Genomic DNA, 26281 nt, shown 5'->3' with positions numbered 1-26281 from the left:
AACATTAAGGGATGGAGGCGAAAATAGAAGCCCTGGAGCCGCGAACCTCCGGGGCTTTGCTTTTCTACTTGGCGAGCACGTACATAATCAGCGACAAGCTTACGACCCAGGAAACGATCAGTAGTATTCCCATCCAAATAAAATGCTGATCCATCGCCGCTCCTTGTGCATGGCTTAACCTTCAAGATCAGCTTAGCGCACCACGGCCCTGACGTACGCCTGGCAAGCCCGTAACGCGATCAGTCCTTGATCGCTGGCGTCGGTGATTCCGATAATTCGTTGAGCATGTGCTGGGGCAAATCTGGCCCGCTGGGTACGGCACTACAGCAAACCAGACAGCGGCGCACCTGCTGTCAAAAGTCATGGTTTCCAGACGCTGGTTTCCACTATGGTTTTCACGATATTGCAGTGTTTTTCACTGGCAGCTTGGCCAGTTGCGGAACAAGCCTGCGGAGGTGTTGCGTAAAGCGCTACTCCAATTTGTGAAGCGCCCCCATGCAGTCATGCTCGTCAGCCTCAATCTATCCTGGATAGCTGATTGGGGTGCGCTTTAGACCAGCCCTATAGTCGAAAGCGCTTAACCAAGTCGTCAAGTTCATGACCTAAGCGTGCCAACTCGATACTTGAGGCGGCTGTCTCATCACTCGCGCCAGCGGTTTGTTCAGAAATATCACGCACGTTCAGCACGCTACGGTTAATCTCTTCAGCCACTGCGCTCTGCTGTTCAGCGGCTGAGGCAATCTGCTGATTCATCAACTGGATTGTAGACACCGTGCGGGCGATATTTTCCAGAGAGGTTCCGGCACGACGAGTTAATTCAACACTGTTATCAGTCAATATACGACTGCTCTCCATAACGGCGGAGACTTCTTGAGTGCCGTTTTTCAAGCTGGAGATCAGCGTTTCAATTTCCTCGGTAGATTGCTGGGTACGCTGCGCCAAGCTACGAACTTCATCGGCAACTACCGCAAAACCTCGTCCAGCTTCACCCGCTCGCGCTGCCTCAATGGCGGCATTGAGAGCGAGTAGATTGGTTTGTTGTGCGACCGCCTTAATAACATCAAGCACGCCGCCGATTTTGTCGCTTTCCTCTCTGAGATTACTCATAGCCACGGTGGAGTTGCCGACTTCGATAGCCAGGCGTTCGATTTGAGCCACGGCCTCACCAACAACTTTGTCACCTTCGCGGGCCTGCTTATCTGCGGTAGCGGCGGCGTCAGAGGCCTCTTTCGCATTACGCGCGACCTCTTGCACGGTGGAGGTCATTTCGTTCATGGCAGTAGCAACTTGATCAGTTTCGACTTTTTGGCTGTTCACACCAGCACTGGTCTGCTCGGTGACGGCTGACAACTCTTCAGCAGCGCTAGCAATCTGGATGACACTGGCGCCGATACCGCCAATCAGTTCGCGCAGGCTGGTGGTCATCTGTTGCAGGCTTCTCTGCAGTTGACCCAGCTCATCGCGGCGATTAACCTCCAAATCCTGACTCAAATCGCCGGAGGCAATACGATCGACGTCCTTGAGGACATTTTGCAACGGTGTAACGATTTGCCGGGTAATGATCCAAGCCGCGACGGCGCCGAGCAGCAACGCCAGCGCAGCGATACTAGCAAGCAGAGTTTTAGCAAAAGACGAATCGGCATCGCGCTTGGCAGATTGCGACGCTATCAACTGCTGGGTGGTATTGAGCAAAATGTCGCCTTGCGCGCCCATTCGGGCGAACACCGGAGCCAGATTGGTTCCCACCTGGTTTAAGGCGCCCAAGGCATCGCGATACACCTTGACCGCGGCTATCTGCTGATCAATCAGCGCCGCATCGCTGGGCACAGTCAGTTGGACACGCGCAGAGTTCAAATACCCAGCCAGTTCGTCGAGCGTCTGGAGGATCATCCGGGAGCTCTCCCCCTTTGGGTTGAGCTCCATCTGCAAACGATGAATTCGCAGGTCCTTGGTCATCTCGCTGACACGAGCGATGTCCTGTACTTTGACGCCGCGTTCAGCAAGAACATTGATGGCTATCCAGCCGGTGAGAGCAAGGAAAAAAGTCAGCGCCAATACCAGGCCGAACCCAAGACCGAGCTTGGTACCTACACGGATATTGCTGATCCAGCCGAACATAAATACTCCAAGCAGTAGATTGAGTTTGCCTACGGATTTATCACAGATGTTTATCGGTTGGCTCGTCGATAGGCTTGAGCAATAACATATTGCGGAATGTGTCTCGAGGCTCAGAGGCTCAAACCCCCATGAATGACCCGCCACCTGCGGTTTGAATATCAGGTTTTCTCAGGTTCCGGCGTGTAGGAAATGACACTCAGTATAGGAATCAACACGGTGTGTCGGAGAGTGACAAGGTTATGGGGTATGCCTATGCCCTGGTGTCCGCCACTTTGACCACGCTTTGACGGAATGGCGGACAGAGGTGGGACAGGCATGAGACGGATTCGCCGTCCCTGGCCAACACCAGCCAGCAGGAAGGCCCGGCTGACATGGCTCTCGGATAAAATGCGGGATAAACCCATATTACGCTGATATCGCATTTGGCCAGCAGCCGAGTCGGTGCCCGTCAAAGTGAATACTGTCGATCTGCCCAATAGGATCAATGTTTGTGACAATGATGGATGTCGGGGAAGTGCGAGTGGGTGTGCTGGATCGCGGCGTGCTCATGTAAGTGGCTACGTGGTTCCACTCCATCCCAGTCGAATTCATGCTCATGCTGGTGGTGCTCGTCATGGATATGACGATGGCTGTGCTTGAGAGGTTGTGCTGATGTTCGTGAGCGTGATTTTCGGTGAGATAAATCCAGACACCGATGGCCATCAATGCGGCAGCGAATAAGAACAAAAGCGACACTGACTCACCCAGGATCAGAATCGAGATAACCGCCCCCAGAAATGGAGGCGTTGAGAAGCACGCACCGACTCGAGCGTTTCCAAGTCCGCGAAGGGCAAGGACGAACAACACCAAGCTGACGCCATACCCTAGAAAGCCAACCAGAAGTATTGGGCCGAGCGTAGTTACAGTAAGGGCCAAGGTTGAACATCCACTTCGAGTGATCAAACGCCAGTTTGGCAATACGAAAGTGCGCTATCGCGGACGGATGAAAAACACCGCGCAACAGACCACGCTATTTGCCTTGTCGAACCTGAAGATGCGAAAACGGCTGCTGGTTGCGGAAGTGGTGCGCCTGTGATTCGCGAAATGCGCGGATAAAAGGTGTTATTCAAAGGAAAAACAATAAATTAAGTAGAACCAACACCTGATTTTTGGCTGTCCACCGACTTTTGAACTCCCAATGGCTGGAATGTCAATAAATCGGGGGGGGGGGGGGGGGCTTCAGACCTCCCCTAAACCTATTTGGTCTAATTATATGACATATATCAATCATAGATTTCATTTATTAAAACTCGGGAGCTATCGTATACGTGACTGAGTAACCCTAGAGAGTCCGGATTTACGGCTCTGCCTGTTCTTACGTGATAGGAGACTAAGCATGACGGCGCAACGTGTTTTGATTACAGCAGGGGCGGGTGGTATCGGCCGTGCCATTGTCGAAGCCTTCACGGCCAAAGGTGCCAAGGTTTTTGTTTGTGACATTGATTCCAATGGCCTAGCAAAACTCGAAACGGATTTCCCAGGAGTACAAACCACCCTGTGCGACATCTCCAGTCAAGCTGACATTGAAAAAATGGTCGCGCTGGCAGCCAAGACCCTGGGCGGCCTGGACGTCCTGGTTAATAACGCTGGTATCTCAGGGCCTACCGCTCCTGTCGAGAAATTGGATCCGGCTGAGTGGGCGAAGGTGGTTCAAGTCAACCTCAATGGCACGTTCAACGTAACCCACTTTGCCATAGACGACTGGTCTATTTCTACCTATATTGTAGCCAGCTGCCTAATCCAGACCAACGAATGCTCGCATCAGCCAATGAATAAGGCTAAGCCGCGACAGGTAGCGCATCTAGCTCTGCACATCGAATAGCAGACTGGTCTATTTATAGGTAACTGCATGTTTAATTTCGACTTCTACAATCCCACCCGCATTGTCTTTGGCCCCGACACGATCGCCCGCCTGGATGATTTGGTGCCGACCGATGCACGCGTAATGGTGCTTTTCGGCGGCCAGAGCGCTCGCAAGACCGGCACCCTGGCGCAAGTAAATGAAGCGCTGGGTGCCCGGCATGTACAGGAGTTCGGCGGTATAGAACCGAACCCAAGCTACGAAACCTTGATGCAGGCCGTGGCGCAGGTCCGTGAGCAGCAGCTGGACTTCCTGCTCGCAGTGGGTGGTGGCTCGGTGATCGACGGCACCAAGTTCGTCGCGGCTGCGGTCGGTTACGAGGGCGATGCCTGGAACATTTTGGAAACACGCGGGGCAGGAATCCGCCAAGCGCTTCCGTTCGCTAACGTGCTGACGCTTCCCGCCACCGGCTCTGAAATGAACCATAGCGGAGTGGTCACTCGCCGGGCGACGCAAGCCAAGCTGCCCTTTCGCAGCGTCCATGTGTTCCCGCAGTTCTCGATTCTCGACCCCAGTAAGACGCAAACCCTACCTGTTCGCCAACTGGCAAACGGTGTGGTCGACGCGTTCGTGCATGTGATGGAGCAGTACCTGACCTACCCGGTGGATGCCCGGGTTCAGGACCGATTCGCTGAGGGGCTGCTGCAAACACTGATCGAAATCGGCCCGCAAATACTGAAAGAGTCCGCGGACTACAGCACCCGCGCCAACCTCATGTGGACCGCTACCTTAGCGCTCAATGGCCTGATCGGCGCGGGCGTGCCGCAGGACTGGTCCACCCACATGATCGGCCATGAGCTGACCGCACTGCACGGCATCGATCACGCACGCACGCTCGCAATCGTATTGCCCGCCAACCTAGAGGTTCGCCGTGAGGCCAAGCGCGCCAAGTTGCTGCAATACGCCGAGCGGGTATGGCACATCAGTCAAGGGGATGACGAGCAGCGCATTGATGCCGCCATCCAGAAGACCCGGACGTTCTTCGAGAGCCTGGGCTTACCCACGCGCCTAGCAGCTTACCAACTCGACGCGGACGACATCGACGGATTGCTCAAGCAGCTAGATGCTCTACGCCTGACGGCACTGGGTGAACACAGCAACGTCACCCTAGACGTCAGCCGCCAGATTTTAGAGGCGAGTCTCTAAGCCCTCTTCGATGCGCCCATTAATTAGCGGCGCAGCAATTAACTGAAAAACGCCAACCCGCGTATTGAAGCAAAAGGTAAACCGCATGAAAATCCTCGTCGTTTTAACCTCCCACGACCAACTGGGCGACACGGGCGAAAAGACCGGCTTCTGGCTTGAAGAGCTTGCCGCGCCTTACTACGCCTTCCTCGATGCCGGTGCGCAGTTGACTCTGGCATCGCCAAAAGGCGGCCTGCCACCGCTGGATCCGAAGAGTAACGAGCCCGACTTCCAGACCGACGCCACTCGTCGCTTTGAGGCCGATACCGCCGCCATGAAAGCGTTGGCAAATACGCGAACGCTCAGTGACCTCTCCAGCGCCGAGTTTGATGCTGTGTTCTACCCCGGCGGCCATGGCCCGCTGTGGGATCTTGCCGAAGATGTCACGTCCATCTCCCTGATCGAGCACGCCAACGCATCCGGCAAGCCGATCGCAACTGTTTGTCACGCGCCGGCGGTATTGCTCCACGTCAAGGGCAGCGACGGTAAGCCACTGATCGCAGGCAAAGCGGTCACCGGTTTCAGCAATAGCGAGGAAGACGCCGCGGGCCTGACTCAGGTGGTGCCGTTTCTGGTCGAGGACATGCTCAAGGCGCAGGGCGGTATTTACAGCAAAAACACCGACTGGCAGGTCCATGTTGTAACCGACGGGCTGCTTGTCACAGGCCAGAACCCGGCTTCCTCCGCAGCCACTGCGCACGCCTTGCTGAAACTACTGGCCTAAGGCCGCGTAAGGCTAATGCCTCTACCAGTACTGGCATATACCAACTTTCGCCCGCGCCATTTAGGTTGCCGCGGGCCTAACCAGGAATTCACAAAATGGATACAAGTCGTTTCTTTCAGTCAGTGCAGCTGGGCCCTTATGTGCTCAACAACCGTATAGTTCTGCCACCCTTGACCCGCTCGCGCAGCACACAGCCAGGGAATATTGCGAACCCATTGATGGCCACCTATTACCAGCAACGCGCTGGGGCGGGCTTTATGGTGACAGAAGGCACCCAGATCGAACCCCGTGGCCAAGGTTATGCCTGGACGCCAGGCATTCATAGCCAAGAACAAATCGAAGGTTGGCGCAACGTCACCGATGCTGTGCATGCCGCTGGCAGCATCATTTTCGCCCAGCTCTGGCACGTTGGCCGGGTATCGCACATCTCGCTGCAGCCTAATGGTGCCGCACCAGTAGCGCCTTCGGCTATTGCTGCGAACAACGTCAAAGTATTTATTGAAACCGGTCCAGGTGCAGGTACTTTAGCCGAGCCTTCGGTACCTCGCGCATTGGCCAATGCCGAGGTAAAAGAACTGGTGCAGCTGTACGCGCAGGCCGCGCGCAATGCATTGAGTGCAGGCTTTGATGGTGTGGAAATTCACTGCGCCAACGGTTATCTGGTCAACCAGTTCATCTCCGCCCACAGCAACCAGCGCGACGATGAATATGGCGGTTCGCTGCACAACCGTTTGCGCTTCCTGCGCGAGATTATCCAGGCCGTATCCGAAGTTGTCGGTGCTGACCGCCTAGGCGTGCGTTTCGCGCCGTTGTTTGAAAGTACAGCAGAGGACAGGGTCTATTTGGGCCTTGTCGAAGAAGACCCACACAGCACCTACATCGAGGCCATCAAGGTGCTCGAAGAGGCCGGCATCGCCTACCTGTCGATTGCCGAGGCCGACTGGGACAATGCCCCGGCGCTTCCCGAAGGCTTCCGCCGCGAAATCAGGCAGGTATTTAGCGGGCGCATCATCTACGCCGGCCGCTACACCGCACAACGCGGCGCGGAAACCTTGGAGGCTGGCCTGGGCGACTTGATTGCCTTTGGTCGCCCGTTCATTGCCAACCCCGATTTGCCGCAGCGCATTGCCAATGGCTGGCCGCTCAACCCGGTCGACCCAAGCAGCATGTACGGCGGCACGGAAAAGGGGTACAGCGATTACCCGACCTACGCCGAGTAAATCCGCTCCACCGGCCGTCACGGCTTAACCCTGACGGCCGTATTCTTCAGGCACAACAAAAGCGGTCGCCACCTCGCTAGCGACTTCGCTGTAGCGCAGAATTACTTACGCCGTCATGCCGCGTCTGGATAATGGAGCCTTACTCGCGAGACACACCTGATTGCCACTCAACACCTTGCCTACCCGTCCACACTCAGCGCTGCGGAGATAAATAACCTGGCAAACCATGAGGGACATCTCAACATGACAGAACTGCACAGCTACCCGGAGTGTGTCGGTTTAGTACTCGCCGCCGGTTACGGACAACGCTTTGGCAGCGACAAACGCCTGGCCAAGCTGGCCGACGGTAACAACCTACTGGTGGCAACATTGCTGCGGGCGCAAGAAGCCTTCAGTGATGTTCGGATCGTATTGAAGGCTGAAGACGATGCGCAGGCCCTGGCTATTCCGCCGTACATTCAGGTGGTTCGTGCGGCACAGGCCAAACAGGGGATGGGCTCAAGCCTAGCGGCAGGTATTAAGAGTCTTGCACACTCTCAGGCCGACGCGGTGGCGGTGCTGCTCGGGGATATGCCGTGGGTTTCTCTCGCAACGCTGCTGCAGCTGCGCGCGCATGCGCACGCTGAACATATTGTTGTCGCTTACTGCGATGGCCAGCGCGGACACCCGGTGTTGTTCGGCCGGCGCTTTTGGCCGGAGCTGATGCAACTGCAAGGGGAGAATGGGGCCAAGGGTTTAATAGCCACCCATGCGCAGCATGTGATTGAAGTGACGTTCAATGACAGCGGCATTCTGCAAGACGTCGACAAGCCCGCTGACCTCAGCCACCCAGCGACTTCATAATCAGCGCGCTGCCGGTAAACGCTGCGTCCTGTTTGTCCCCCAGCGCTTGGCTGAGCAAACCGGCCAGCTGCGGGTGCGCCTGCTCACTCGGCAGCTCCAACAGTTCACCCATATAATGTCCGCGATTCGAGGACAGGCATCCGTATAACCAGCCTGTAGACGACAAACGCAGGCGGCTACAGCTACGGCAAAATGGCACGCTTTCGTTGGCAATAATGCCAAATGCCCCACTCTCGCCAACGCTATAACGCAGCGCGGTGGAGTCTACTGGTGCCTCAGCCTGGGTGAATTCATAACGCTCACCGATAAGCTCCAGCAGCTCGCGCTGGCCGACGAACTGTGTGCAGAAAGCCTCTGCATGCTGGGCCAAATGGCCCATCCGCATAAGTTCGATAAAGCGCAATTCGTATCCCTGCTCCAAACAGAACCCCAGCATGGGCATAACTTGGTCGAGGTTGCTGCCTCGCATCGGGACCATGTTGATCTTGATGATCATGCCGGCTCGGCGCGCCTGCTCGATCCCGCTCAGCACAGTTTGCAGGTCGCCGCCCTTGGCGATCTTGCGGAAGGCGCTCGGGTCAAGCGTATCAAGGGAAACATTGAGCCTCCGGATACCCGCGCTGCGCAATAACTGCAGCTTGCCCGCCAATAACTGGCCATTGGTGGTCAGGCTAATGTCCTGCAACCTCAATACGCCTATCCCCCGGAGAAAGGGCTCCAGTCTGTCGCTCAGCAGCGGCTCGCCGCCGGTAATGCGCAGCTCCTCAACACCGGCAACATCCCTGAGCAACTCAACGGCCCGCAGCATCGACGCGGCCGTCAATTCATCCCGCGCCGCCACTAACCGACGGCCATCGGCCACACAGTAGGTGCAGGCGTAATTGCAGGCAGCGGTCAGGCTCAGGCGCAGTTTGCGGAAACGCCGGCCATGTCGATCAACAATCACCCGACAACGCCCGCGTGGGAATCAGTGGAGGGTTCGATGTTCTCCGCCAGCGTTTCAAGCACATAAACCTGACGATCGCTCAGCAGCTCGTCAAGCGCTTTGGCCATGACCGTGTAATGCGACATCTGCCGATGGCGCGCTATCGCCTCGTGGCTGGCCCAGCGCTCGACGAAGACAAAACGCCCGGCCTGCTCAATGCAACGACTCAGGACGTAAGACAGGCAACCGTCTTCGGCGCGCGATGGTTGCACGCAGGCGCGCAAGACCCGCTCAACCTCCGAGGTTTTACCTTCCTTGGCTGTCAATATCGCTACAACACTTATGGCTTCACTCATGCTGATGGGTTCCTCGCTTTATAAATCGTCAACGCTGCACGGCGAAATGCCGACAACCCTCTGCAACAACATCCGTTTCATCCCGGCCAACCACCACAGGATCGCTGTCATGGATGCTCGCAGACCTGAAGCGCAGGCTGCCGCCACTGCGGCCATTGAGCACCGCCTGAATTTCCGCGAGCATGGCCATGGCTACGCTTTCCGGAGTGTCGCCGCCCAGGTCCAAGCCAATCGGGTAATGCAAATAATCCAGCCCCGGCAGCTCGTCCTGTGGTTTAGCCAAATGCTCGTGGATGCCGGCTAACAGGCGCTCGGTGCGCTCGCGCGGGCCTAACTGGCCGACATAGCAGGGTTCACTGTGCAGCACGCCCTGCAACCAATGCGCGTCTTGCACCAGGCTGTGGGTCATCACCGCCACCGCGGCCCCACGCACATGTTCGCGGTAGGCGAAAGGCTGTTCGACATCGCCAACCAGCACCTGGTCAGCGTCGGCAAAGCGCTCGACTCGGGCGAAGTGCGCCCGCCCGTCGATCACCGTGACATGCCAGCCTAACAGTTTGGCCATGCGCACCAGCGGCTGGGCATCGTGGCCCGCACCGAATATCACCAGACGCAGCACAGGCGGTATGTACTCCAGGAGCACGTCCATCTCGTCAGAACCATTCGGGTAGAGACAGCGGGATGACTTGCCGCGTACCAGGGTTTGTTGCAAATCCGAGCTGATCTGCTCAGCCAACACCGAGTGCCGCAGCTCACCCGCGGCGCGCTGCCCGGGCACTAAGAACAAGCGCTCGCCTAACCGTGGCGAAACACCCGCTGGACTGGCAATCACTGTGGCAATGGCCGCCGGTTGATGGGTATCGCGCACGCTGAGCAAGGCATCGACCAACGCGCACGGGCCGCTGGCCGGTAGACGCTCGAACAGCACGTGAACCTTACCGTTGCAGCCCAGGCCGAAGCTCAGCGCTTCCTCGCTGGCTTCATCCGCTTCAGCGGTGCTGTAACTACGCAACGTCGGCCCGGTTTCGGTCAGCCACCAAGCTTTTTTAGCCACTTCCGCCTCCAGGCAGCCACCACTGATGGTGCCCTCAGGCCTGCCGAAACGCGAAACCAGCATGCGCGCCCCCGGCCGCCGATACGCAGAGCCTTCGACCCTTACCACAGTCGCAAGCACCGCCTCGCGGCCAGCCTCGCGCTCCGCCAAGAGTGCGTCCAACAGTGCATTCAGGCCCGACATTACATACCTCCACTCAATGCAGGGACTCAGTCCGTCGCTTGGCCACAGCCGGTGCCGATACCTGCGCACCACTATCCCCAAAGCGCTGCAGGATGAAGCTGCTCAGCGCAGCCAATTCTTGGTCGGTGTAAATGCGCCCGAACGACGGCATGCGCCGGTTTACTTGGGCGTCGGCCGAGCCATGCCCGCTCAACAGGACGCCGAGCAAGTTGCTTGCGGTAGGGTCGTTGACTGTCTTCAAACCTAGCAGCATAGCCGTTTGGCTCTGACTGCCAGTGCCGTTCCAGAGGTGGCAACTGGCGCAAGCTCCAGCGAACAACTTATTGCCGAGTGGATTGCCACTGCCCTGCTCCGCAAGCGCTGCCTGCTGCGGACGAGCCACACCTTCGCTGCGCGCGGGTGAGTCTTTGAGGAACACGGCGATCGCGTGACGGTCGGCGTCGGTCAGATAGCGCAAACTGTGCTCGACTACTTCGGTCATAGGCCCAGCGGACAAACCCAAGCCTGGCGCTGCCCCGTCTTTCAAGTAGTTGGCCAGTACGTCTGTGGGCCAGGCACCGATGCCATGCACCGGGTCAGCGCTGATGTTGTAAGCATTCCAACCCTGGATAAGGTTGCCGGCCAGCGAACGATCGTTACTGACCGCCTGGAACAAGTTACGCGGCGAATGACATTCACCGCAGTGCCCGGGCCCTTCTACTAGATACTGGCCGCGATTGCGCTCGGCAGAGTACTGGCTGTCCGCTTGGAATGGTTCATCGTTAAGGAAGAGGGAATTCCAAAGAACCATGCCCCAACGCTGGTTGAACGGGAAGCCAATTTGGTTTTCGCGCGGTGCCTGCTCGACAGGTTCTAGGCTGTCGAGATAGGTCTTGATGGCGAGGATGTCATCTCGAGACATTTTGCTGTAGGAAGTATAGGGAAACGCCGGGTAGTAGTGTTTTCCATCACGGCCCACGCCGGTCTGCAACGCGCTTACAAACTCTTCATTCGTCCATGCGCCGATGCCTGTTTGCGTGTCCGGGGTGATGTTGGGCGAAAACAGCGAGCCGAACGGTAGCTTAAACTCGACGCCACCTGCGAACGGTTTACCACCTGACACGGTATGGCAAGCCACGCAGTTGGCGGCGCGCGTCAAGTATTCGCCTTTAGCGAGGGAATCCTCTTGTGCATTGGCCGCTTGCGCCAGTAAAGCCCCGCTGGCGAACATCAGTAGGCTTCTTATTAATTTCATCAGTAGCTCCTTAAACCGGGTAATAGCCGAAACGGCTAAGCGGCAAACGACGTATACGCTGGCCCGATGCTGCGTAAAGGGCGTTGACCAAGGCTGGGCCGATCAACGCAGTACCGGCCTCGCCAACGCCACCCGGCGTTTCCAGACTCGCAAGCAAATGCACCTCCACCGCAGGCGCTTCGTTGATACGTAGCTGTCGGTAGTTGTGGAAGTTGGTCTGTTGCACCTGACCGTTTTCGATCAGGATTTCGTTGAACAGCGAAGCGGAAAGGCCGAACAAGGTGCCGCCCTCGATCTGTGCCTTAACCGACGTCGGGTTAGTTGCAAAACCGCAATCGACCACGCTGACCAGGCGCTTGATGCGCACGCCAAAGTCGCCCTGCATCTCCAGTTCAACCAAAGTGGCCACATAGCTACCGAACACCGCACTGACCGCCACACCTCGACCCTGTCCGGGTGGCAAAGGCTTATTCCAGTCAGTCTTCTCAGCCAACAAACGCAGCACTGCCTGGGCGCGTGGTTGTTCAGCCATCAGCTCCAAGCGGTAGGCCACTGGGTCGGCTTTTGCGTTGTGCGCCAGTTCATCAATGAAGCACTCATGGGCATAGGTGCCGCGAAGCGGGCCCACGCCTCGCCACCACGACACAGGCACGACGCTAGGCTCCTGGCGGATATAACGAACCTGCAAATGCGGCAAGCTATAGATAGGGTCCACCGCAACTTCAACGGCATCGGCATCCACGCCGTTGGGTGGCAAGCTGCCGGCATAGCGGGCGAGAATTGAGGCGCCGGCAATGCGATGTTCCCATCCTAGCGGACGCCCCTTGTCGTCGAGGGCGGCTTTCATACGATCGGCATACAGCGGCCGATAGAGGTCGTGGGTCATGTCCTCCTCACGGCTCCAGATCAGCTTGATCGGGTAATCAACCAGCCGCGCGATGGCCACCGCTTGAGTGATGAAGTCAAACTCCAAACGCCGGCCAAATGCCCCTCCGATCAGTTGGTTATGCACCTGGATTTTTTCAACTGGCAACCCGGTGACTTTGGCTGCTGTCTGTTGAGCGAAAACTGGCACTTGGGTGCCGACCCACAGCTCGCAGCCATCTTTGCGCACATGGGCCACGCAGCTCATGGGCTCAAGCGGCGAATGCGACAACAGCGCTTGCTCGTAAACAGCTTCGAACTGGCTGGCCGCTTGTAGCTTGGCTTGTTCAATGTCGCCGGTGCGTTTAGCGACCACGCCATCACGGCTACTGGCCGCGAGTAGTTCTTGGTCCAGATGCGTAGAACCAATAGAGGCATTCGGCCCAAAGTCCCACTCGATTTTCAGCGCTTTGATGGCTTGCTGACAGGCCCAGAAGTGACTCCCGGTAACAGCCACGGCATTGTCCAATCGCACGATGTCGCGAACCCCTGGCACTCGCCGTGCCGCAGCATCATCAACCGTACGCAATCGCCCGCCATACACAGGACAGGTGATGGTGGAGGCAACCAGCATGCCGGGGATTTGTAGGTCGATGGTAAAACGCGCCTTACCATTGACCTTCGCGGGCGTGTCCAGGCGCTGCGCGGGGGTGCCCAACAGCTTGAATTGCTCGGGGGTTTTCAAGGGTACGTCAGTGGGTAGTGGCAGCGTAGCCGCGGCCTCGACCAGTTCGCCGTATTTAGCCTGAAAGCCACCAGGGCCAAACACTTGGCCGTTCTGCGCATGGCACAGGCTCGGCGCTACATGCCATTGCAGCGCTGCAGCCTGGATCAACAGGACACGCGCCGTGGCGCCCGCCCGACGCAGCGGCTCCCAGGTGTAGCGGGTAGAAGTCGAGCCACCGGTGGCCTGAAACTGCAGCAAGGTGTCGGTATACAGCGCCGAGTTTGGTGGCGCCTCTTGAATAACGACCTGATCGAGGCCTACTTCAAGCTCCTCCGCCACCATCATGGCAATACCGGTCTGTGCGCCTTGGCCCATTTCAATTTTTGGCGAGATCACCGTGACCACGCCATCGTGGCCAATCCGAACAAAGGCTCCGTAACCCTCAGCGGAGCGATCACCCAGCCGGCCTGCGGCAGCCGCCTCGGCGGCTGCACTCTTGGACACTAAGGGCGGTAGCCAGGTACTCAACACCAAGCCGCCGAGGGCGATGCCGCTGCCCTGCAGGAGGCGACGACGAGACATATGAACATTCATTTCGTTAGGCTTTTTCATCTCACGCCTCCTCTACACGGCCAACACTGTGAATGGCCGTGCGAATGCGGGTGTAAGTGGCGCAGCGACAAAGATTACCCGCCATGGCCGCATCAATCGCCTGGTCATCGGGCGTCGGCTGGCTATTCAGAAGAGCAGTTGCTGCCATGATCTGTCCTGACTGGCAGTAACCGCACTGCACCACCTCATGCGCTAGCCAGGCCTGCTGCACGGCTTTGCCCACGGCCGTCTCACCGATGGCCTCAATGGTGGTGATTGAGCGACCTGCCACAGCCGAAATAGGAGTCACACACGAACGGATCGGCTGGCCGTCGAGATGCACGGTGCACACCCCACACTGAGCAATGCCACAGCCGTATTTTGTCCCTGTCAGGCCGAGCACATCGCGCAAGACCCACAGCAGAGGCATATCCGCTGCAACGTCAACCTGCTGCGACTGTCCGTTGATGATTAACGTTTGCATGGTCTTTCCTCTGCCTAATTGGGTTAATGCCGACAACTGTAGTCATCGCTTTTTAATGTGTTAATGGCACGTGACGCTGACTGAAACAGTCCACGTACTCACTGATTAATTCGCCTCAAACGAGAAACCAGCCACCCTGCCAGCGGAAAGGAGATGATCTGAGTGAAAGGCACCAAAACCACCACCTCCACCAAGACCATCAGCGGAAAGCTCAGATCATGGGTCAGCGGCCCCAATAAACTCAGTACCAATAATAGCGTTGGGTATAGCCCCAGACAGCCCACCAAAATTCGCCAACCTAAATCTTTACTGCGTGTAGTCATAAAGCTCTCTGCAGCCAGTGCTGCGTCCATTGGACTGGAATATATAAATAAAAAAGCCCTACCACTCAGGAACGTGAAGTGGCAGAGCAAAAATTATGTCAGCACAACAATAGGCATTCAGTGGTCACTGACGCGAACTACTAATTTGCCAAAATTTCTACCTTCTAGTAGCCCAATAAAGGCATTGGGCGCCTCTTCCAAACCACTCACCAATTCCTCGCGATACTTGATCCGCCCCTGCGCCAACCAGCTCGACATTTCGTTAAAGAACTCGTCGTAACGGTGCGCATAATCATCAAAAATAATAAAGCCTTGGACATTGATGCGTTTGCGCAGAATGGCACCCATCAAAGATGGCAAACGATCTGGCCCCATGGGTAAATCGGTATCGTTGTAATGCGCAATAATGCCGCAGACCGGCACACGGGCTTTGGCGTTTAACAGCGGTAGAACCGCAGCGAAAACCTTGCCACCGACGTTTTCGAAATAGACATCGATACCCGCAGGGCAGGCCTTGGCCAGTTGCTCGGGGAAGTCCGGCGCACGGTGATCTATGCAGGTATCAAAACCCAGCACCTCGACGGCATGCCGGCATTTGTCCGCCCCGCCTGCTACTCCGACCACATGACAGCCTTTGATCTTGCCGATCTGCCCCACAGTCGCTCCCACCGGACCGGTAGCCGCCGCAACCACTAGCGTTTCACCAGTCTGGGGACGGCCAATGTCAAGCAAGCCCATGTAAGCGGTAAAGCCAGGCATACCTAATATGCCTAAGGCATAAGACGGATGAGTCGGCGAATTACCCAAAGGAGTCAGGTCGCTGCCATCGGACAGGGCATAGTCTTGCCAGCCACTGAAGGACAGCACCCAGTCACCGACTTTGTAGGCCGGATTTTTCGAAGCTAGCACACGGCAGACAGTACCACCCACCATGACCCCACCGATTTCCACCGGAGGAGCATAGGACGGTGCATCACTCATGCGGCCGCGCATGTAAGGGTCGAGCGACAGATAAACGGTACGCAACAGCACCTGGCCTTCTGCAGGTTGAGGAATGGGGCTTTGTTCAATGCGAAAATTCGCTTCGACAGGCGCACCGTGCGGACGCGACGCCAGAACAACGCGACGATTCACTTGCTTTGACTGGGGCATGTTCAAATTCCAGGGCTGGTGTTGGAGAAATGGTTAGGGGTGCCACAAATTAATTAGACCAGTCTGCTACAAATATGATAGAGAACACCCACCTACGGGTGGGAAATCTCATCATCAGGCTTGATTAAACGCCAGCATGGCCAAGGTCGTAGCTTTGGCGTTTTCCAGCGACCGACTATTACGGTGGAGTTTGCTCAGCAGGCTGGCTCCGAGCCAAAGCTGGTAAAGGGCTGTCGCTGTTCGGTAAGCATCACCTTGCGGCAACGAGCCGTCGCGCTGCCCCTGCTCGATACAGCCAGCGATACGTTCAATTATTTGATCTGATCCATCACGCAGCGTAATGCGCATTGACTCGGACAGGTCCGCCACCTCGGCGCTCAGCTTCACGACCAGACACTTCTGCTCATCGCAGGGCTCGCAATAGCTATCAAGCCACTTCTGCCAATAGCCCATGAGCCGCTCGCGGGCAGTATTGCCCCTTACCGCGAAACGCTCGTCCATGTTCGCCAAATAAGTGCGGAAGTAATCCTCCAGCAAGGACTGGCCGTATTGCTCCTTGGACTTGAAGTAATGGTAGAACGAGCCTTTCGGCACGCTGGCCGCCTGCAAAATCTCGTTAAGTCCCACACCCGTAAAGCCCTTAACCACCATCATGCGATGGCCGGTGTCGAGTAAATGTTGGCGCGTATCATCGTAAGTCTGCTTCATTGCGGAAGATTACCAAAAAATTAGACCAGTCGTCTACTTTGAATGTCAATGCTCTACTATAGCAACACTGCCAATCCGCCACCCACCTCATGCGGCATCGAAAAGCTCGATTCAGCTAAATCTAGACGCGCCTGCCACCCTCCGGCGCTTACAGCAGCCCCAAGCCTTAACGTAAATCGCACCATAGGGAGTCCAATCCGTAGGCAAAATATGCAGCGCTGAGCCTAATTAAGCAGTAGTAGACCGGTTGACTAGTAACCGAGTAGCATGCGAGCCACCGTCTAATGACCACACCATCAGCACTGCGCCTAATGGGCCAGCGCACACCCCGTCGGAGTTAAAATGATGATAAAACTTCACCACCTGAATGCTTCACGCTCGATTCGTATCCTCTGGCTACTGGAGGAAATAGGCCAGCCTTATGAGTTGATCAAATACCAGCGCGATGAAAAAACCCATTTAGCACCCGCTTCACTCAAGGCCATGCACCCACTCGGCAAATCGCCGGTTATTGAGTTAGATGGCAAGGTTATTGCTGAGTCGGGTGCGATGATGGAAATTCTGATAAAGCGATTTGCGCCTCACTTAGCGCCTGATGAAGATTCAGCTGAGTACATCGATTACCTAACATGGATTCACTTTTCAGAAAGCTCAGCAATGCTGCCATTTTTGTTGAAGGTATTTAACGAATTTGAAATTAAATCTGGAACTGATCTCAAGTTTCTCGAAGATTACGCCGGAGCGGAATTTGATAAAGTTTTTTCATATTTAGACGACTATCTAAAGGATAGGAGATTCTTAGTCGAAGATCGACTCACAGGAGCAGACTTCATGCTGGGGTTTGTCGTGAAAGGCGCACTCAATTGGCTAAAACCTGGGAGCAAATTACATATTGAGCGCTATGTTCGCAACCTTGAAAATCAGAATAGCTATATACGCGCACTGAGAATCGACGCAAACTGAATCGCTCCTAGTACGGTCCACTTTTAGTACGCTTCTCACTATCGCCACCGACCTTTGTTGGTCGGAAGCGGAGCATCAGAGCCGCGCCCTTGCTGCTCTGATGCTGCTCTGATTTACCATAAACCCCTTCACGCCCTGGGCTTCGGCAAAGCGTCCCACGGCGGTCAAACTGGCCCAGGTGCGCAGTGCTTCGCGCCGCGAGCGGATCGGCAGCCAGCGTGATCCGGCGCCGCCCAGACGAATCCCCAAACCCCATTTTTCGCCGTGCCGGCTGACCAGCACCTCGCGCACCGCGCCGCCCTCGAGCATGGCCCGTAGCGCGTCTTCGTGAATGCCTTCCCTCATGCCGGCCCCACACTGGATGGGCCGCCCAAAGTGGCGGCGTCAGAGAGGAACGTCTCTACCTCCGTGCTTAGCAACGCTTTGGCGTGGATCAAGCCCATCATCCATATACCCAGACGCGTGACACTACCGCTGTGCTGCGCGGCAATTGCGTCCAGGTGATCGAATAAATCCTCGATTAGAGTCGCGGTGGATAGGGTGATGACTTCAGTACGTAACGCCACAACAATGCGTCCGGCCAAGTCCGCGCAGCCTGGCGACACGTTACGGAGGCACTCCAAACGCAGACGGTAAGGATTAGTGATGGTTAATGGCATTACAGCGTTTCCTATCGGGGAAGGGACGACCTGTGGATTAACCACTCGCCCTATGACTGATGGACCAGTCTATAGGGTTGTGGCGTCCAGCCGACGCAAAAAAGCCCACCGCAGTGGGCCTGTTTGTGGGGGGCGATTGAACGAAAACGCCGTTATGATCAGTCCACTCAGCCATACCCCGCGCGTGCATCGACGAGGTAATCCAGCGCGTCGGCCTTACGCTCAGCCGAGCAATCGGCATGCTTGACCAGCGTCTCACAGAAGCCAGCGTCAGCGTTGACCAAGGCGCGCAGCAGGCTTGAGCACAAGAGAACTTCATCGTCGTAATTGTCCTGCAGCTGCTGATACTGGGCTTTCAACTCGGCAATGCGCGCTTGAAGTTGCTCAGGGGTTTTCTCGGTCTGGGTCATGTCGTGGGGTCCTTTCTGTTCGTCAACAGACCACGCTCGGTAATGAACAGTGTCTCCGGCGCCATGCTCCATGCCTCACTTTCTTGAAGGGGAGTTTTGAGCATAGACAAAGATGATGCATAGCGTTTCTGAATGCTTGCTTGTCAGAAATCCCATGCACAAGGTGGGTCAGAGCTCATCAATTGGTGCTGTTCTCTTAAATTGATATGAGTCATGTCGCGTCAAAGTTAGACAAAACTAAGGTTTATTCGAACTGTTGCAGAGTGGCGTATGGTGAGTGTATAGGCACATAAACACCTTTCGACGAGAAAATCATGAAAACCACTCGCTGGAACGTCGCTGTCTCCACCGACACTGACCAATCGCTTCGCATGTTTCTAGCCAGCCAAGGCGGTGGGCATAAGGGCGATCTGTCGCGCTTCATCGAAGAAACGGTGCGGGCACACATCCTTGTACTGAGCGCCGAACAGGCCAAGGCCGCTAACGCCCCTCTGAATGAGGCAGAACTGACCGAAGCAGTTGATCAAGCGCTCCACTGGGCACGTAGGCGCTGATGCGGGTCGTGTTGGATACCAACATCTTGTTCAGCGCGCTGATTTCACCGCATGGCGCGCCCGATGCGATCTACCAGGCTTGGCGGGCGGCACGTTTCGAGGTAGTGACCTCACGGGCACAGCTCGATGAAATTCGTCGCGCCAGTCGTTACCCCAAGCTTCAGGCTATCCTGCAGCTTGCCAACGTGGGTGCCATGATCAATAACCTGCAACGGGCGATGGTACTGGAGCGGTCTGCACCGAGGTACTGTGATCGATGCCGGTTGACTTTCTGACTCAAGAGCAACGCGACGGCTTTGGTCGCTATGTCGATCCTCCTAGCCGCGAAGAGCTGGAACGCTATTTTCACCTGAGCGATGACGACCACAAAGCCCTCCTGCCGCTGCGCGGCGAACACAACCGCCTCGGCTACGCCACGCAACTGACCAGCGTCCGCTACCTGGGCACCTTCCCTGAAGACTTTTCAGCCGTTCCGGATGAGGTGCTGCAAGCGCTCAGTCGTCAGCTCGCCATCAATGATCCGACTTGCATCCTGGCCTATGCTGAAACCCGTCAGCGTCAACGTCATGCCGGCGAGATTCAGGAGCGTTATGGCTATCAAGTGTTTGCTGACTCCAGCGTCGGCTTTCGACTTGCTCGCTGGCTATATACGCTCTGCTGGACAGGGACAGATCGTCCTGGTGAGCTGTTCAATCGGGCGACGACCTGGTTGCTGACGCACAAGGTTTTACTGCCTGGCGTAACCGTACTGGAGCGGTTTATCGCGCAACTGCGCAGTCGGGTCGAAGAACGCCTCTGGCTCACCTTGGGCCGCAGCGTGACCGATGAACAGAGACAGCACCTGCAAGAATTACTGGTAGTAGTCGAAGGTAACCGCTACTCCCGCCTGGATCAATTGCGCTTCGGCCCGGTGATGATCAGTGGGCCTGCACTGATCCGAGCGCTGCGGCGGCTCGATGACGTGCGTGGCATCGGCATCACCTTGCCCGCAGCGGCGCATATCCCGCCCAGCCGAATCGCGGCCCTGGCACGCTTTGCCAACACGGCCAAGGTCACAGCGATCAACCGGCTGCCGGCATCGCGGCGGATGGCAACGTTGGTGGCGTTTGCGCTTTGTCTGGAGGCGACTGCGCATGACGACGCCCTGGAAGTTCTGGAAGCTTTACTGCGCGACCTGTTCAGCAACGCAGAGAGGGCCGACAAGAAAGCTCGGTTGCGTAGCCTAAAAGACCTGGATCGCTCGGCAGCAACGCTCGCCGCCGCCTGCAAGGTGGTGTTGGATAGCTCAATTAGCGATGACAACGTCCGCGCCCGGCTGTTCAACGAACTGCCACGTATCACTCTGGAGAAAGCCCTCGAAGAGGTCACCGCGTTGATCCGTCCGGCCAACGATGTGTATTACCTCGCCCTGGAGGAGCGCTACCGCAGCGTGCGCCGTTTCCTCCCCGACCTATTGAAGCATATTCGCTTTGGCTTCAGTCCAGCTGGCAAGGGTGTGGCGGCTAGTCTGGACTGGTTGCAACTGAACCTACCTCGTAGAAAACCGGAAGACGATGCTCCACAGGAGATCGTGGCCAAGGCTTGGCAGCAGCACATCACCCGCGAAGATGGCTCCCTCGACATGGGTGCCTATGTATTCTGTACGCTTGATGCACTGCGCACTGCCCTACGTCGTCGCGATGTCTTTGTTTCACCCAGTTGGCGCTATGCCGACCCGCGTATCGGTCTGCTCGATGGCGCTGAATGGCTGACGGCACGACCGATCATCTGCCGCTCGCTGGGCCTGACCATCGATGCCAAAACCACCTTGGACGCCTTGTCTGTCGAGCTGGATGCAACGTGGCAGGCAGTCGCTGCCCGCTTGCCCGAAAACCCTGCCATCCAGTTGAGCGAGAGCGCTGATGGTAAAACTGAGCTGTCCCTCGGAGCGCTGGACAAGCTGGAGGAACCGAACTCGCTACTGCAACTGCGTGCGGCCGTGGCCGACTTGATGCCGCGTGTCGATCTGCCAGAAATCCTGTTGGAAATCGCCGCCCGCACCGGCTTTGCTGAAGCCTTCACCCATGTGTCCGAACGCAATGCGCGGGCCGATAACCTAGTGACAAGCCTGTGTGCCGTACTCCTGGGGGGAGCCTGCAACACCGGCCTGGAGCCACTGATACGCAATGATAACCAAGCGCTGCGCCGTGACCGACTGTCCTGGGTCAGCCAGAACTATCTCCGCGACGACACCCTGTCAGCAGCCAATGCCATTCTGGTGTCTGCGCAAAGCCAACTGGAGCTGGCTCAGGTCTGGGGCGGCGGCGAGGTGGCCTCCGCCGATGGCATGCGTTTCGTCGTACCGGTGCGCACCGTGCATGCCGGTCCCAACCCGAAGTATTTCGGTACCGGACGGGGAGTCACCTGGTACAACTTGATTTCCGATCAGTTCTCCGGCCTGAACGCCATCACGGTGCCTGGCACCTTGCGCGACAGCCTGGTATTGCTAGCGGTCGTGCTGGAACAACAGACCGAATTGCAGCCAACACAAATCATGACCGATACCGGTGCCTACAGCGATGTGGTGTTCGGGTTGTTCCGCCTGCTCGGTTATCACTTCTGCCCGCGCCTAGCCGATGTCGGCGGTACCCGCTTCTGGCGCACGAGCCCAGACGCGGATTATGGCAAGCTCAACGGACTGGCACGCCAGTCGGTAAAAATCGACCTGATCGCCGAGCACTGGGATGACCTGCTGCGTCTCGCCGGCTCGCTCAAGCTCGGTCGGGTACCGGCGACCGGCATCATGCGCACGTTGCAAATGGGGGATCGTCCGACCCGTCTGGCCCAGGCATTGGCAGAGTTCGGACGGATCGAGAAAACTCTGCACACGCTGACCTACATTGATGACGAATCCAAGCGTCGTGCCACCCTGACCCAGCTGAATCGCGGCGAAGGCCGGCACAGCCTGGCCCGTGCCGTGTTCCATGGCAAACGCGGCGAGCTTCGCCAGCGCTACCGCGAAGGTCAGGAGGACCAACTCGGCGCCTTGGGCCTGGTGGTAAATATCATCGTGCTGTGGAACACCCTCTACATGACCGCCGCCGTGGAACGGCTAAGGCAGCACGGCTACCCGGTGCAGGAGGAGGATCTGGCTCGGCTGTCGCCGCTGATCTATGAGCACATCAACATGCTGGGTCGGTACTCCTTCGCGGTACCGGAAGAGGTTGCTCGAGGTGAGCTGAGACCGCTGCGCAATCCAGACGACGATCAGTGACATCTCTTCGGTGAAAGGTCGCCTCCAGGACATCCGAGCTTAAGTGCACTTTCTGTTCCGTTGCTCCCCAAACCCCGCCTTCACGTGTCGTGAGACCTGTTTCGTCGATGCCAGATACTGCAGCGTTCACCAAGACGTTAACGCCCAGATGAGTCAGCTGTTTCAACACCGAGTTACTGATACGCTCTGGCAGTCCAGGCAAGATCCGAGGGCCAGCCTCGATCACAGTAATCTTAAGATTGTCCGGCTTAACCTGCCCCAAACCATAGCTAAAAAGCTCTTCAGCCGCATGGCGTAGTTCTGCGGCGAGTTCTACACCTGTTGCGCCAGCGCCCACAATAGCGATGGAGATCGCCCCTGTAGCATCTTGGTGCCTAGTGGAGGAGAGATAAGCATTCAACAACTTGCGATGGAAAAAATCAGCCTGTTTTCGGGTGTCCAGAAAAACCGCGTGTTCTCTGGCTCCAGTGATACCGAAATCGTTTGAGTTGCTTCCAACTGCAACGATCAATGTGTCGTAGCAGAGAGTTCGAGGAGCGATGAGAGGCTTATCGTCCTCATCCATAACAGCGGCCAGACTCAGTGTCTTGGCCTTTCGATCAAGGCCCTCCATCGTGCCTAGCTCAAAGGAAAAGTGATTCCATTAGCCTGAGCATGGTAATTAAGTTCTTCGGTAGCCGAGCTGAGCGCACCCGCAGCGACCTCGTGAAGAAGCGGTTTCCAAACGTGTGTGAGATTGGTATCGACCAGAGTAATAGACGCCTTGTCTGATTTCCCAAAGCGCTTACCTAGCTTAGTCGCCAGCTCTAATCCACCTGCACCGCCCCCAACAATAACGATTTTGTGTTTCATTGAAGTCGCTCTAAATAAATTTGAAAGATGCACTGAAAAAAAAGGATGTACTCGCTCACCCGCCTTTTTACGGGCGAGCGAGTACGCTCGATAGCACTATGTGTTATCGGAGGTATTGCTTATCGACTACGGTGTTGCAAACAGTTTAGAGCACGCCGTTCTGCTTGGCGGTATGAGTAGCCAGGGCGTCCATCAGTGCCGGGGACAGGCAGTCATAGGTAGGAAGGCCGATTTCGCCGAAGCGGGCACGGATTCCATCCATCTCTGCTGGCGGAGTGCCGGTTTCGATTACCGAAGAAACGAACGCGGCAAAGCCTGGAGCAGCCCAACCGGCTTGTGGCGACAGTTCGGTATGAACAAAGTCCAGGCCGTGGAAGGCGTGACCAGTGTTTTCAATCCGACCAAACAGGTGCGCACCGCAGTCTTTGCAAGCATGACGCTGGATAGTGGCGTTTGCGTCGACGATAGCAAGTTTTCCGGCGTTAGCAGTCACGCTGACCTTGTCACGAGGAACAACCGCGATCACCGCAAACTTCGCGCCTGCAGGCTTCCAGCACTTGCTGCAACCGCACGCATGATTGTGCAGAGTTTGAGCACCTACCTCGACCTCAACCTTGTTGGTTGCGCATAGGCACTGAAGGGTGCCACCGGCGAACCCGTCGATGGCAGTTTTGATACCGTTATCCAGAGAAGGATGCAGTTTTACATTGCTCACTTTGTATCTCCAACGTTGCGTGGGTGGGGGGAATACGACAGCCCCCCCCTGGGCATATGCCCAAGGGGGGAACCCGTCAGTATTTGATTACCGTACGGATCGACTTCCCTTCGTGCATAAGGTCGAACGCCTCGTTGATGCGCTCCAAGGGCATGGTGTGGGTCACGAACGGGGCGAGTTCGATCTCACCCTTCATCGAATCTTCAACCATCTTCGGCAGTTGGCTACGGCCTTTCACGCCACCGAATGCGGAGCCTTTCCAGGTGCGCCCGGTAACCAACTGGAATGGGCGTGTAGAGATTTCCTGGCCTGCACCGGCAACACCGATGACAATGGACTGACCCCAGCCACGGTGGGCGCACTCCAACGCAGCACGCATGACGTGCACGTTACCGATGCACTCAAAGGAGTGATCCACGCCCCAGCCAGTCATTTCGATAATGACTTGCTGGATCGGCTGCTCATGATCCTTAGGGTTGATGCAGTCAGTCGCACCGAACTGGCGAGCTAGGTCGAACTTGGCAGGGTTGGTGTCGATAGCAATGATGCGACCGGCTTTGGCCTGACGTGCACCCTGAATTGCTGCCAATCCAATGCCACCCAGGCCGAAAATAGCCACGGTGTCGCCTGGCTGTACTTTGGCGGTGTTGTGCACAGCGCCGATACCGGTAGTCACGCCGCAGCCCAGCAGGCAGACGTGCTCATGATTGGCATCTGGGTTGATCTTTGCGACCGACACCTCAGCAACCACCGTGTACTCGCTGAAAGTCGAACACCCCATATAGTGGTACAGAGGCTGGCCGTTGTAGGAGAAGCGCGTAGAACCATCCGGCATAACACCCTTGCCTTGGGTCGCACGCACTGCGGTGCATAGGTTGGTCTTTCCAGACTTGCAGAATAGGCACTCACCGCATTCTGCGGTGTACAGAGGGATTACGTGATCGCCAGGCTTGAGGCTAGTTACGCCTTCGCCCACTTCAACGACAACGCCAGCGCCTTCGTGGCCCAGAACGACAGGAAAGAGGCCTTCAGGGTCATCACCGGACAGGGTGAAGGCATCTGTATGGCAAACACCCGTGTCGGTGATCTTGATCAGCACTTCGCCTGCGCGAGGTGGTTCGACGTCGATCTCTACGATTTGAAGCGGTTTACCTGCTTCGAAGGCTACTGCAGCACGAGATTTCATATGGTTTTTCTCCAGAGGATGGTGCTCATTTAGTCTGGGCTGTCATCGCGGTAGGCCATTGATTGCTATTTCAGGTACGTCTTCACCAGGGAAATAACCTCATCAATAGTAGACCGCTGCGCCTCAGTTGAATCTACTAATGTCGTGAATTCTTCTCTTAGATGGCTTTCCAGTACCCCAGCCATCAGCCCGTTCACTGCTCCCCTAATTGCAGCAATTTGCTGCAGGACAGGCGCGCAGTCAGCACCCGCTTCCAGCGCTGATTCCAGTGCATCGAGCTGACCTCTTACACGGCGAACTCTAGCCAGAACGCGCTTCTTCTCTTCAGGTGAATGTGGCATGTGATAACCCTTTGGCAGTCTGAAGCAGGAATTTTACATTGGTGCTGGCAGGGAACATATCAAGATACTGGCTGGGAGTATATTGTGAAACTCCCCCGGAGTATACAGCTGTATCGTGCGGCTCACAGTCGCTGCAGCCTTTTGCACGCCTACTACCTGTTTAATGGGCAGATAGCGGGGCGGCCATCTTGACTCAGAACGAACAAGAGATTCATTGTCGAGGTTTCGGGCTAGCGAGTCTGACAGCGGTTTTTCGGCGATCATCCCATCATCACGTGACATGTCACCGGCGACGCGGATAGTTCCCGCAAGGTGTTCATTGAGCGCGACAGGGACGCCACCTTTCATCGGTAGGATTCTAGGCAGCTCTTGGAAGTGTAGATGGCCTTGGACGATTTGCTCCTCCAATGCTTTCGTGATGAAACCTTAAATCGAGGCCGTCTTCTACTTTGAGATCGAGGCTTCGACCATCCCACTCCCGACCCCATCACCTACGATACAGATGACGATGGAGTCGCGTTTTCATGAGGATTGTTTCTCGATTGATTGCGGCTTTCGCAGAGTGCAAGGTGATGACTGGTTTGGTTGCTTGAGAGTCGGCATTTTACCGACTGAGCAAATGCACAAGACAGTGAATCGCCCCTAGTTTCGTAGACACCTCCAAGCCTTAAAATGAGGCCCATTAGGAGGTGCCATGAGCAACCAGCGTTATCCCGAAGAATTCAAAATCCAGGCGGTCAAGCAAGTGACCGAAAAG

25 protein-coding genes and 5 pseudogenes are annotated in these 26281 nt (G+C 56.5%); 10 read left to right on the top strand and 20 right to left on the bottom strand.

What is annotated here, in order from left to right; genetic code table 11:
- Positions 1 to 192 precede the first annotated feature (192 nt).
- From AC19YY_RS28880 to AC19YY_RS28870, 3 genes and pseudogenes are all read right to left on the bottom strand, one after another.
- Positions 193 to 309 (bottom strand): annotated as a pseudogene (locus AC19YY_RS28880) (lysis protein); the annotation flags it as partial.
- 252 nt (positions 310 to 561) lie between these two features.
- Positions 562 to 2118, bottom strand: coding sequence for a methyl-accepting chemotaxis protein (locus AC19YY_RS28875; protein ID WP_057978233.1), 1557 nt, complete (start codon positions 2116 to 2118; stop codon positions 562 to 564).
- Positions 2119 to 2599: 481 nt separating this feature from the next.
- Positions 2600 to 3021, bottom strand: a pseudogene (locus AC19YY_RS28870) (EamA/RhaT family transporter); the annotation flags it as partial.
- Between AC19YY_RS28870 and AC19YY_RS28865 the strand changes: the two are divergent.
- The 6 genes and pseudogenes from AC19YY_RS28865 to AC19YY_RS28840 all read left to right on the top strand — a co-directional run.
- Positions 2987 to 3193: pseudogene (locus AC19YY_RS28865) on the top strand (transposase); the annotation flags it as partial. The pseudogenes AC19YY_RS28870 and AC19YY_RS28865 sit on opposite strands and share 35 nt — an antisense overlap.
- 300 nt (positions 3194 to 3493) lie before the next feature.
- A complete protein-coding gene (locus AC19YY_RS28860) occupies positions 3494 to 3979 on the top strand; it encodes an SDR family NAD(P)-dependent oxidoreductase (RefSeq protein WP_256579817.1) in 486 nt (161 codons plus the stop codon).
- A gap of 27 nt (positions 3980 to 4006) precedes the next feature.
- The gene (locus tag AC19YY_RS28855) at positions 4007 to 5164 is read left to right on the top strand and encodes an iron-containing alcohol dehydrogenase (protein ID WP_500605197.1); all 1158 of its coding nucleotides are present in this window, start codon (positions 4007 to 4009) and stop codon (positions 5162 to 5164) included.
- 85 nt (positions 5165 to 5249) lie between these two features.
- Positions 5250 to 5927, top strand: a complete 678-nt coding sequence (locus AC19YY_RS28850; RefSeq protein ID WP_500605196.1) for a type 1 glutamine amidotransferase domain-containing protein — start codon at positions 5250 to 5252, stop codon at positions 5925 to 5927.
- A gap of 95 nt (positions 5928 to 6022) precedes the next feature.
- The gene (locus AC19YY_RS28845; RefSeq protein ID WP_095030935.1) at positions 6023 to 7147 is read left to right on the top strand and encodes an alkene reductase; all 1125 of its coding nucleotides are present in this window, start codon (positions 6023 to 6025) and stop codon (positions 7145 to 7147) included.
- Between the two features lie 243 nt (positions 7148 to 7390).
- Positions 7391 to 7990, top strand: a complete 600-nt coding sequence (locus AC19YY_RS28840) for a nucleotidyltransferase family protein (RefSeq protein ID WP_102605456.1) — start codon at positions 7391 to 7393, stop codon at positions 7988 to 7990.
- Here the strand turns inward: AC19YY_RS28840 and AC19YY_RS28835 are convergent.
- The 9 genes from AC19YY_RS28835 to curR form a co-directional block, all read right to left on the bottom strand.
- Positions 7968 to 8936: a radical SAM protein gene (locus AC19YY_RS28835; RefSeq protein WP_133077471.1), complete on the bottom strand. Its 969-nt coding sequence runs from the start codon at positions 8934 to 8936 to the stop codon at positions 7968 to 7970. The genes AC19YY_RS28840 and AC19YY_RS28835 overlap by 23 nt on opposite strands.
- Entirely contained in the window at positions 8933 to 9271 is a 339-nt protein-coding gene (locus AC19YY_RS28830) for a putative quinol monooxygenase (RefSeq protein ID WP_095030932.1), read from the bottom strand. Before AC19YY_RS28830 ends, AC19YY_RS28835 begins: the two co-directional genes overlap by 4 nt.
- Before the next feature lie 28 nt (positions 9272 to 9299).
- A complete protein-coding gene (locus AC19YY_RS28825) occupies positions 9300 to 10508 on the bottom strand; it encodes an XdhC family protein (RefSeq protein WP_133077470.1) in 1209 nt (402 codons plus the stop codon).
- Between the two features lie 13 nt (positions 10509 to 10521).
- The gene (locus AC19YY_RS28820) at positions 10522 to 11742 is read right to left on the bottom strand and encodes a cytochrome c (protein ID WP_095030930.1); all 1221 of its coding nucleotides are present in this window, start codon (positions 11740 to 11742) and stop codon (positions 10522 to 10524) included.
- 10 nt (positions 11743 to 11752) lie between these two features.
- The gene (locus AC19YY_RS28815; RefSeq protein WP_095030929.1) at positions 11753 to 13945 is read right to left on the bottom strand and encodes a xanthine dehydrogenase family protein molybdopterin-binding subunit; all 2193 of its coding nucleotides are present in this window, start codon (positions 13943 to 13945) and stop codon (positions 11753 to 11755) included.
- Between the two features lies 1 nt (position 13946).
- Entirely contained in the window at positions 13947 to 14408 is a 462-nt protein-coding gene (locus AC19YY_RS28810; protein WP_095030928.1) for a (2Fe-2S)-binding protein, read from the bottom strand.
- Positions 14409 to 14506: 98 nt separating this feature from the next.
- Positions 14507 to 14731: a hypothetical protein gene (locus AC19YY_RS28805; RefSeq protein ID WP_095030952.1), complete on the bottom strand. Its 225-nt coding sequence runs from the start codon at positions 14729 to 14731 to the stop codon at positions 14507 to 14509.
- Between the two features lie 117 nt (positions 14732 to 14848).
- On the bottom strand, positions 14849 to 15883 hold the full coding sequence (gene curA / locus AC19YY_RS28800) for an NADPH-dependent curcumin/dihydrocurcumin reductase (protein WP_095030927.1): 1035 nt from the start codon (positions 15881 to 15883) through the stop codon (positions 14849 to 14851).
- 114 nt (positions 15884 to 15997) lie between these two features.
- Positions 15998 to 16591: a TetR family transcriptional repressor CurR gene (gene curR / locus AC19YY_RS28795; RefSeq protein WP_095030926.1), complete on the bottom strand. Its 594-nt coding sequence runs from the start codon at positions 16589 to 16591 to the stop codon at positions 15998 to 16000.
- A 342-nt stretch (positions 16592 to 16933) separates the two neighbouring features.
- Here curR and AC19YY_RS28790 point away from each other — a divergent pair, with 342 nt between their 5' ends.
- A complete protein-coding gene (locus tag AC19YY_RS28790; RefSeq protein ID WP_173883064.1) occupies positions 16934 to 17554 on the top strand; it encodes a glutathione S-transferase family protein in 621 nt (206 codons plus the stop codon).
- Positions 17555 to 17629: 75 nt separating this feature from the next.
- Here the strand turns inward: AC19YY_RS28790 and AC19YY_RS28785 are convergent, their stop codons facing one another.
- The 3 genes from AC19YY_RS28785 to AC19YY_RS28775 form a co-directional block, all read right to left on the bottom strand.
- Positions 17630 to 17899, bottom strand: coding sequence for a hypothetical protein (locus AC19YY_RS28785; protein WP_095030925.1), 270 nt, complete (start codon positions 17897 to 17899; stop codon positions 17630 to 17632).
- Positions 17896 to 18213 carry a hypothetical protein gene (locus AC19YY_RS28780; RefSeq protein WP_500605195.1) on the bottom strand — a complete coding sequence of 106 codons (318 nt, stop codon included), beginning with the start codon at positions 18211 to 18213 and terminating at the stop codon, positions 17896 to 17898. The genes AC19YY_RS28785 and AC19YY_RS28780 overlap by 4 nt, the downstream gene beginning before the upstream one ends.
- A gap of 167 nt (positions 18214 to 18380) precedes the next feature.
- Positions 18381 to 18623 (bottom strand): hypothetical protein, encoded by a 243-nt coding sequence (locus AC19YY_RS28775; protein WP_102605452.1) that lies wholly within the window; start codon positions 18621 to 18623, stop codon positions 18381 to 18383.
- 314 nt (positions 18624 to 18937) lie between these two features.
- Between AC19YY_RS28775 and AC19YY_RS28770 the strand changes: the two genes are divergently transcribed.
- The 3 genes and pseudogenes from AC19YY_RS28770 (at position 18938) to AC19YY_RS28760 (ending at position 22430) form a co-directional block, all read left to right on the top strand.
- Entirely contained in the window at positions 18938 to 19177 is a 240-nt protein-coding gene (locus tag AC19YY_RS28770) for a ribbon-helix-helix domain-containing protein (RefSeq protein WP_102605451.1), read from the top strand.
- Positions 19177 to 19410: pseudogene (locus tag AC19YY_RS28765) on the top strand (putative toxin-antitoxin system toxin component, PIN family); the annotation flags it as partial. The gene AC19YY_RS28770 and the pseudogene AC19YY_RS28765, both read left to right, overlap by 1 nt.
- A 23-nt stretch (positions 19411 to 19433) precedes the next feature.
- Positions 19434 to 22430, top strand: a complete 2997-nt coding sequence (locus AC19YY_RS28760; protein WP_133077468.1) for a Tn3 family transposase — start codon at positions 19434 to 19436, stop codon at positions 22428 to 22430.
- A gap of 70 nt (positions 22431 to 22500) precedes the next feature.
- Here the strand turns inward: AC19YY_RS28760 and AC19YY_RS28755 are convergent.
- From AC19YY_RS28755 to AC19YY_RS28735, 5 genes and pseudogenes are all read right to left on the bottom strand, one after another.
- Positions 22501 to 23282 (bottom strand): annotated as a pseudogene (locus AC19YY_RS28755) (NAD(P)/FAD-dependent oxidoreductase); the annotation flags it as partial.
- 145 nt (positions 23283 to 23427) lie between these two features.
- On the bottom strand, positions 23428 to 23997 hold the full coding sequence (gene gfa, locus AC19YY_RS28750) for an S-(hydroxymethyl)glutathione synthase (protein WP_060765787.1): 570 nt from the start codon (positions 23995 to 23997) through the stop codon (positions 23428 to 23430).
- A 76-nt stretch (positions 23998 to 24073) separates the two neighbouring features.
- The gene (locus AC19YY_RS28745) at positions 24074 to 25183 is read right to left on the bottom strand and encodes an S-(hydroxymethyl)glutathione dehydrogenase/class III alcohol dehydrogenase (protein WP_060765788.1); all 1110 of its coding nucleotides are present in this window, start codon (positions 25181 to 25183) and stop codon (positions 24074 to 24076) included.
- Positions 25184 to 25248: 65 nt separating this feature from the next.
- Complete coding sequence (gene frmR, locus AC19YY_RS28740) at positions 25249 to 25524, bottom strand: formaldehyde-responsive transcriptional repressor FrmR (protein WP_102605449.1); 276 nt, start codon at positions 25522 to 25524, stop codon at positions 25249 to 25251.
- 33 nt (positions 25525 to 25557) lie between these two features.
- Entirely contained in the window at positions 25558 to 25932 is a 375-nt protein-coding gene (locus AC19YY_RS28735) for a heme-binding protein (RefSeq protein WP_223816886.1), read from the bottom strand.
- Positions 25933 to 26281: the final 349 nt, after the last annotated feature.

Source organism: Pseudomonas sp. MF09156 (genome assembly GCF_059862305.1).
This window is presented reverse-complemented; position numbering and strand designations above follow the sequence as displayed.

Excerpts from the sequence above, each read along its gene's own strand:
- AC19YY_RS28875 (WP_057978233.1), bottom strand. The coding sequence starts at position 2,118 with ATGTTCGGCTGGATCAGCAATATCCGTGTAGGTACCAAGCTCGGTCTT.
- AC19YY_RS28860 (WP_256579817.1), top strand. The coding sequence starts at position 3,494 with ATGACGGCGCAACGTGTTTTGATTACAGCAGGGGCGGGTGGTATCGGC.
- AC19YY_RS28855 (WP_500605197.1), top strand. The coding sequence starts at position 4,007 with ATGTTTAATTTCGACTTCTACAATCCCACCCGCATTGTCTTTGGCCCC.
- AC19YY_RS28850 (WP_500605196.1), top strand. The coding sequence starts at position 5,250 with ATGAAAATCCTCGTCGTTTTAACCTCCCACGACCAACTGGGCGACACG.
- AC19YY_RS28845 (WP_095030935.1), top strand. The coding sequence starts at position 6,023 with ATGGATACAAGTCGTTTCTTTCAGTCAGTGCAGCTGGGCCCTTATGTG.
- AC19YY_RS28840 (WP_102605456.1), top strand. The coding sequence starts at position 7,391 with ATGACAGAACTGCACAGCTACCCGGAGTGTGTCGGTTTAGTACTCGCC.
- AC19YY_RS28830 (WP_095030932.1), bottom strand. The coding sequence starts at position 9,271 with ATGAGTGAAGCCATAAGTGTTGTAGCGATATTGACAGCCAAGGAAGGT.
- AC19YY_RS28825 (WP_133077470.1), bottom strand. The coding sequence starts at position 10,508 with ATGTCGGGCCTGAATGCACTGTTGGACGCACTCTTGGCGGAGCGCGAG.
- AC19YY_RS28820 (WP_095030930.1), bottom strand. The coding sequence starts at position 11,742 with ATGAAATTAATAAGAAGCCTACTGATGTTCGCCAGCGGGGCTTTACTG.
- AC19YY_RS28815 (WP_095030929.1), bottom strand. The coding sequence starts at position 13,945 with ATGAAAAAGCCTAACGAAATGAATGTTCATATGTCTCGTCGTCGCCTC.
- AC19YY_RS28810 (WP_095030928.1), bottom strand. The coding sequence starts at position 14,408 with ATGCAAACGTTAATCATCAACGGACAGTCGCAGCAGGTTGACGTTGCA.
- AC19YY_RS28805 (WP_095030952.1), bottom strand. The coding sequence starts at position 14,731 with ATGACTACACGCAGTAAAGATTTAGGTTGGCGAATTTTGGTGGGCTGT.
- curA (WP_095030927.1), bottom strand. The coding sequence starts at position 15,883 with ATGCCCCAGTCAAAGCAAGTGAATCGTCGCGTTGTTCTGGCGTCGCGT.
- curR (WP_095030926.1), bottom strand. The coding sequence starts at position 16,591 with ATGAAGCAGACTTACGATGATACGCGCCAACATTTACTCGACACCGGC.
- AC19YY_RS28790 (WP_173883064.1), top strand. The coding sequence starts at position 16,934 with ATGATGATAAAACTTCACCACCTGAATGCTTCACGCTCGATTCGTATC.
- AC19YY_RS28785 (WP_095030925.1), bottom strand. The coding sequence starts at position 17,899 with ATGAGGGAAGGCATTCACGAAGACGCGCTACGGGCCATGCTCGAGGGC.
- AC19YY_RS28780 (WP_500605195.1), bottom strand. The coding sequence starts at position 18,213 with ATGCCATTAACCATCACTAATCCTTACCGTCTGCGTTTGGAGTGCCTC.
- AC19YY_RS28775 (WP_102605452.1), bottom strand. The coding sequence starts at position 18,623 with ATGACCCAGACCGAGAAAACCCCTGAGCAACTTCAAGCGCGCATTGCC.
- AC19YY_RS28770 (WP_102605451.1), top strand. The coding sequence starts at position 18,938 with ATGAAAACCACTCGCTGGAACGTCGCTGTCTCCACCGACACTGACCAA.
- AC19YY_RS28760 (WP_133077468.1), top strand. The coding sequence starts at position 19,434 with ATGCCGGTTGACTTTCTGACTCAAGAGCAACGCGACGGCTTTGGTCGC.
- AC19YY_RS28745 (WP_060765788.1), bottom strand. The coding sequence starts at position 25,183 with ATGAAATCTCGTGCTGCAGTAGCCTTCGAAGCAGGTAAACCGCTTCAA.
- frmR (WP_102605449.1), bottom strand. The coding sequence starts at position 25,524 with ATGCCACATTCACCTGAAGAGAAGAAGCGCGTTCTGGCTAGAGTTCGC.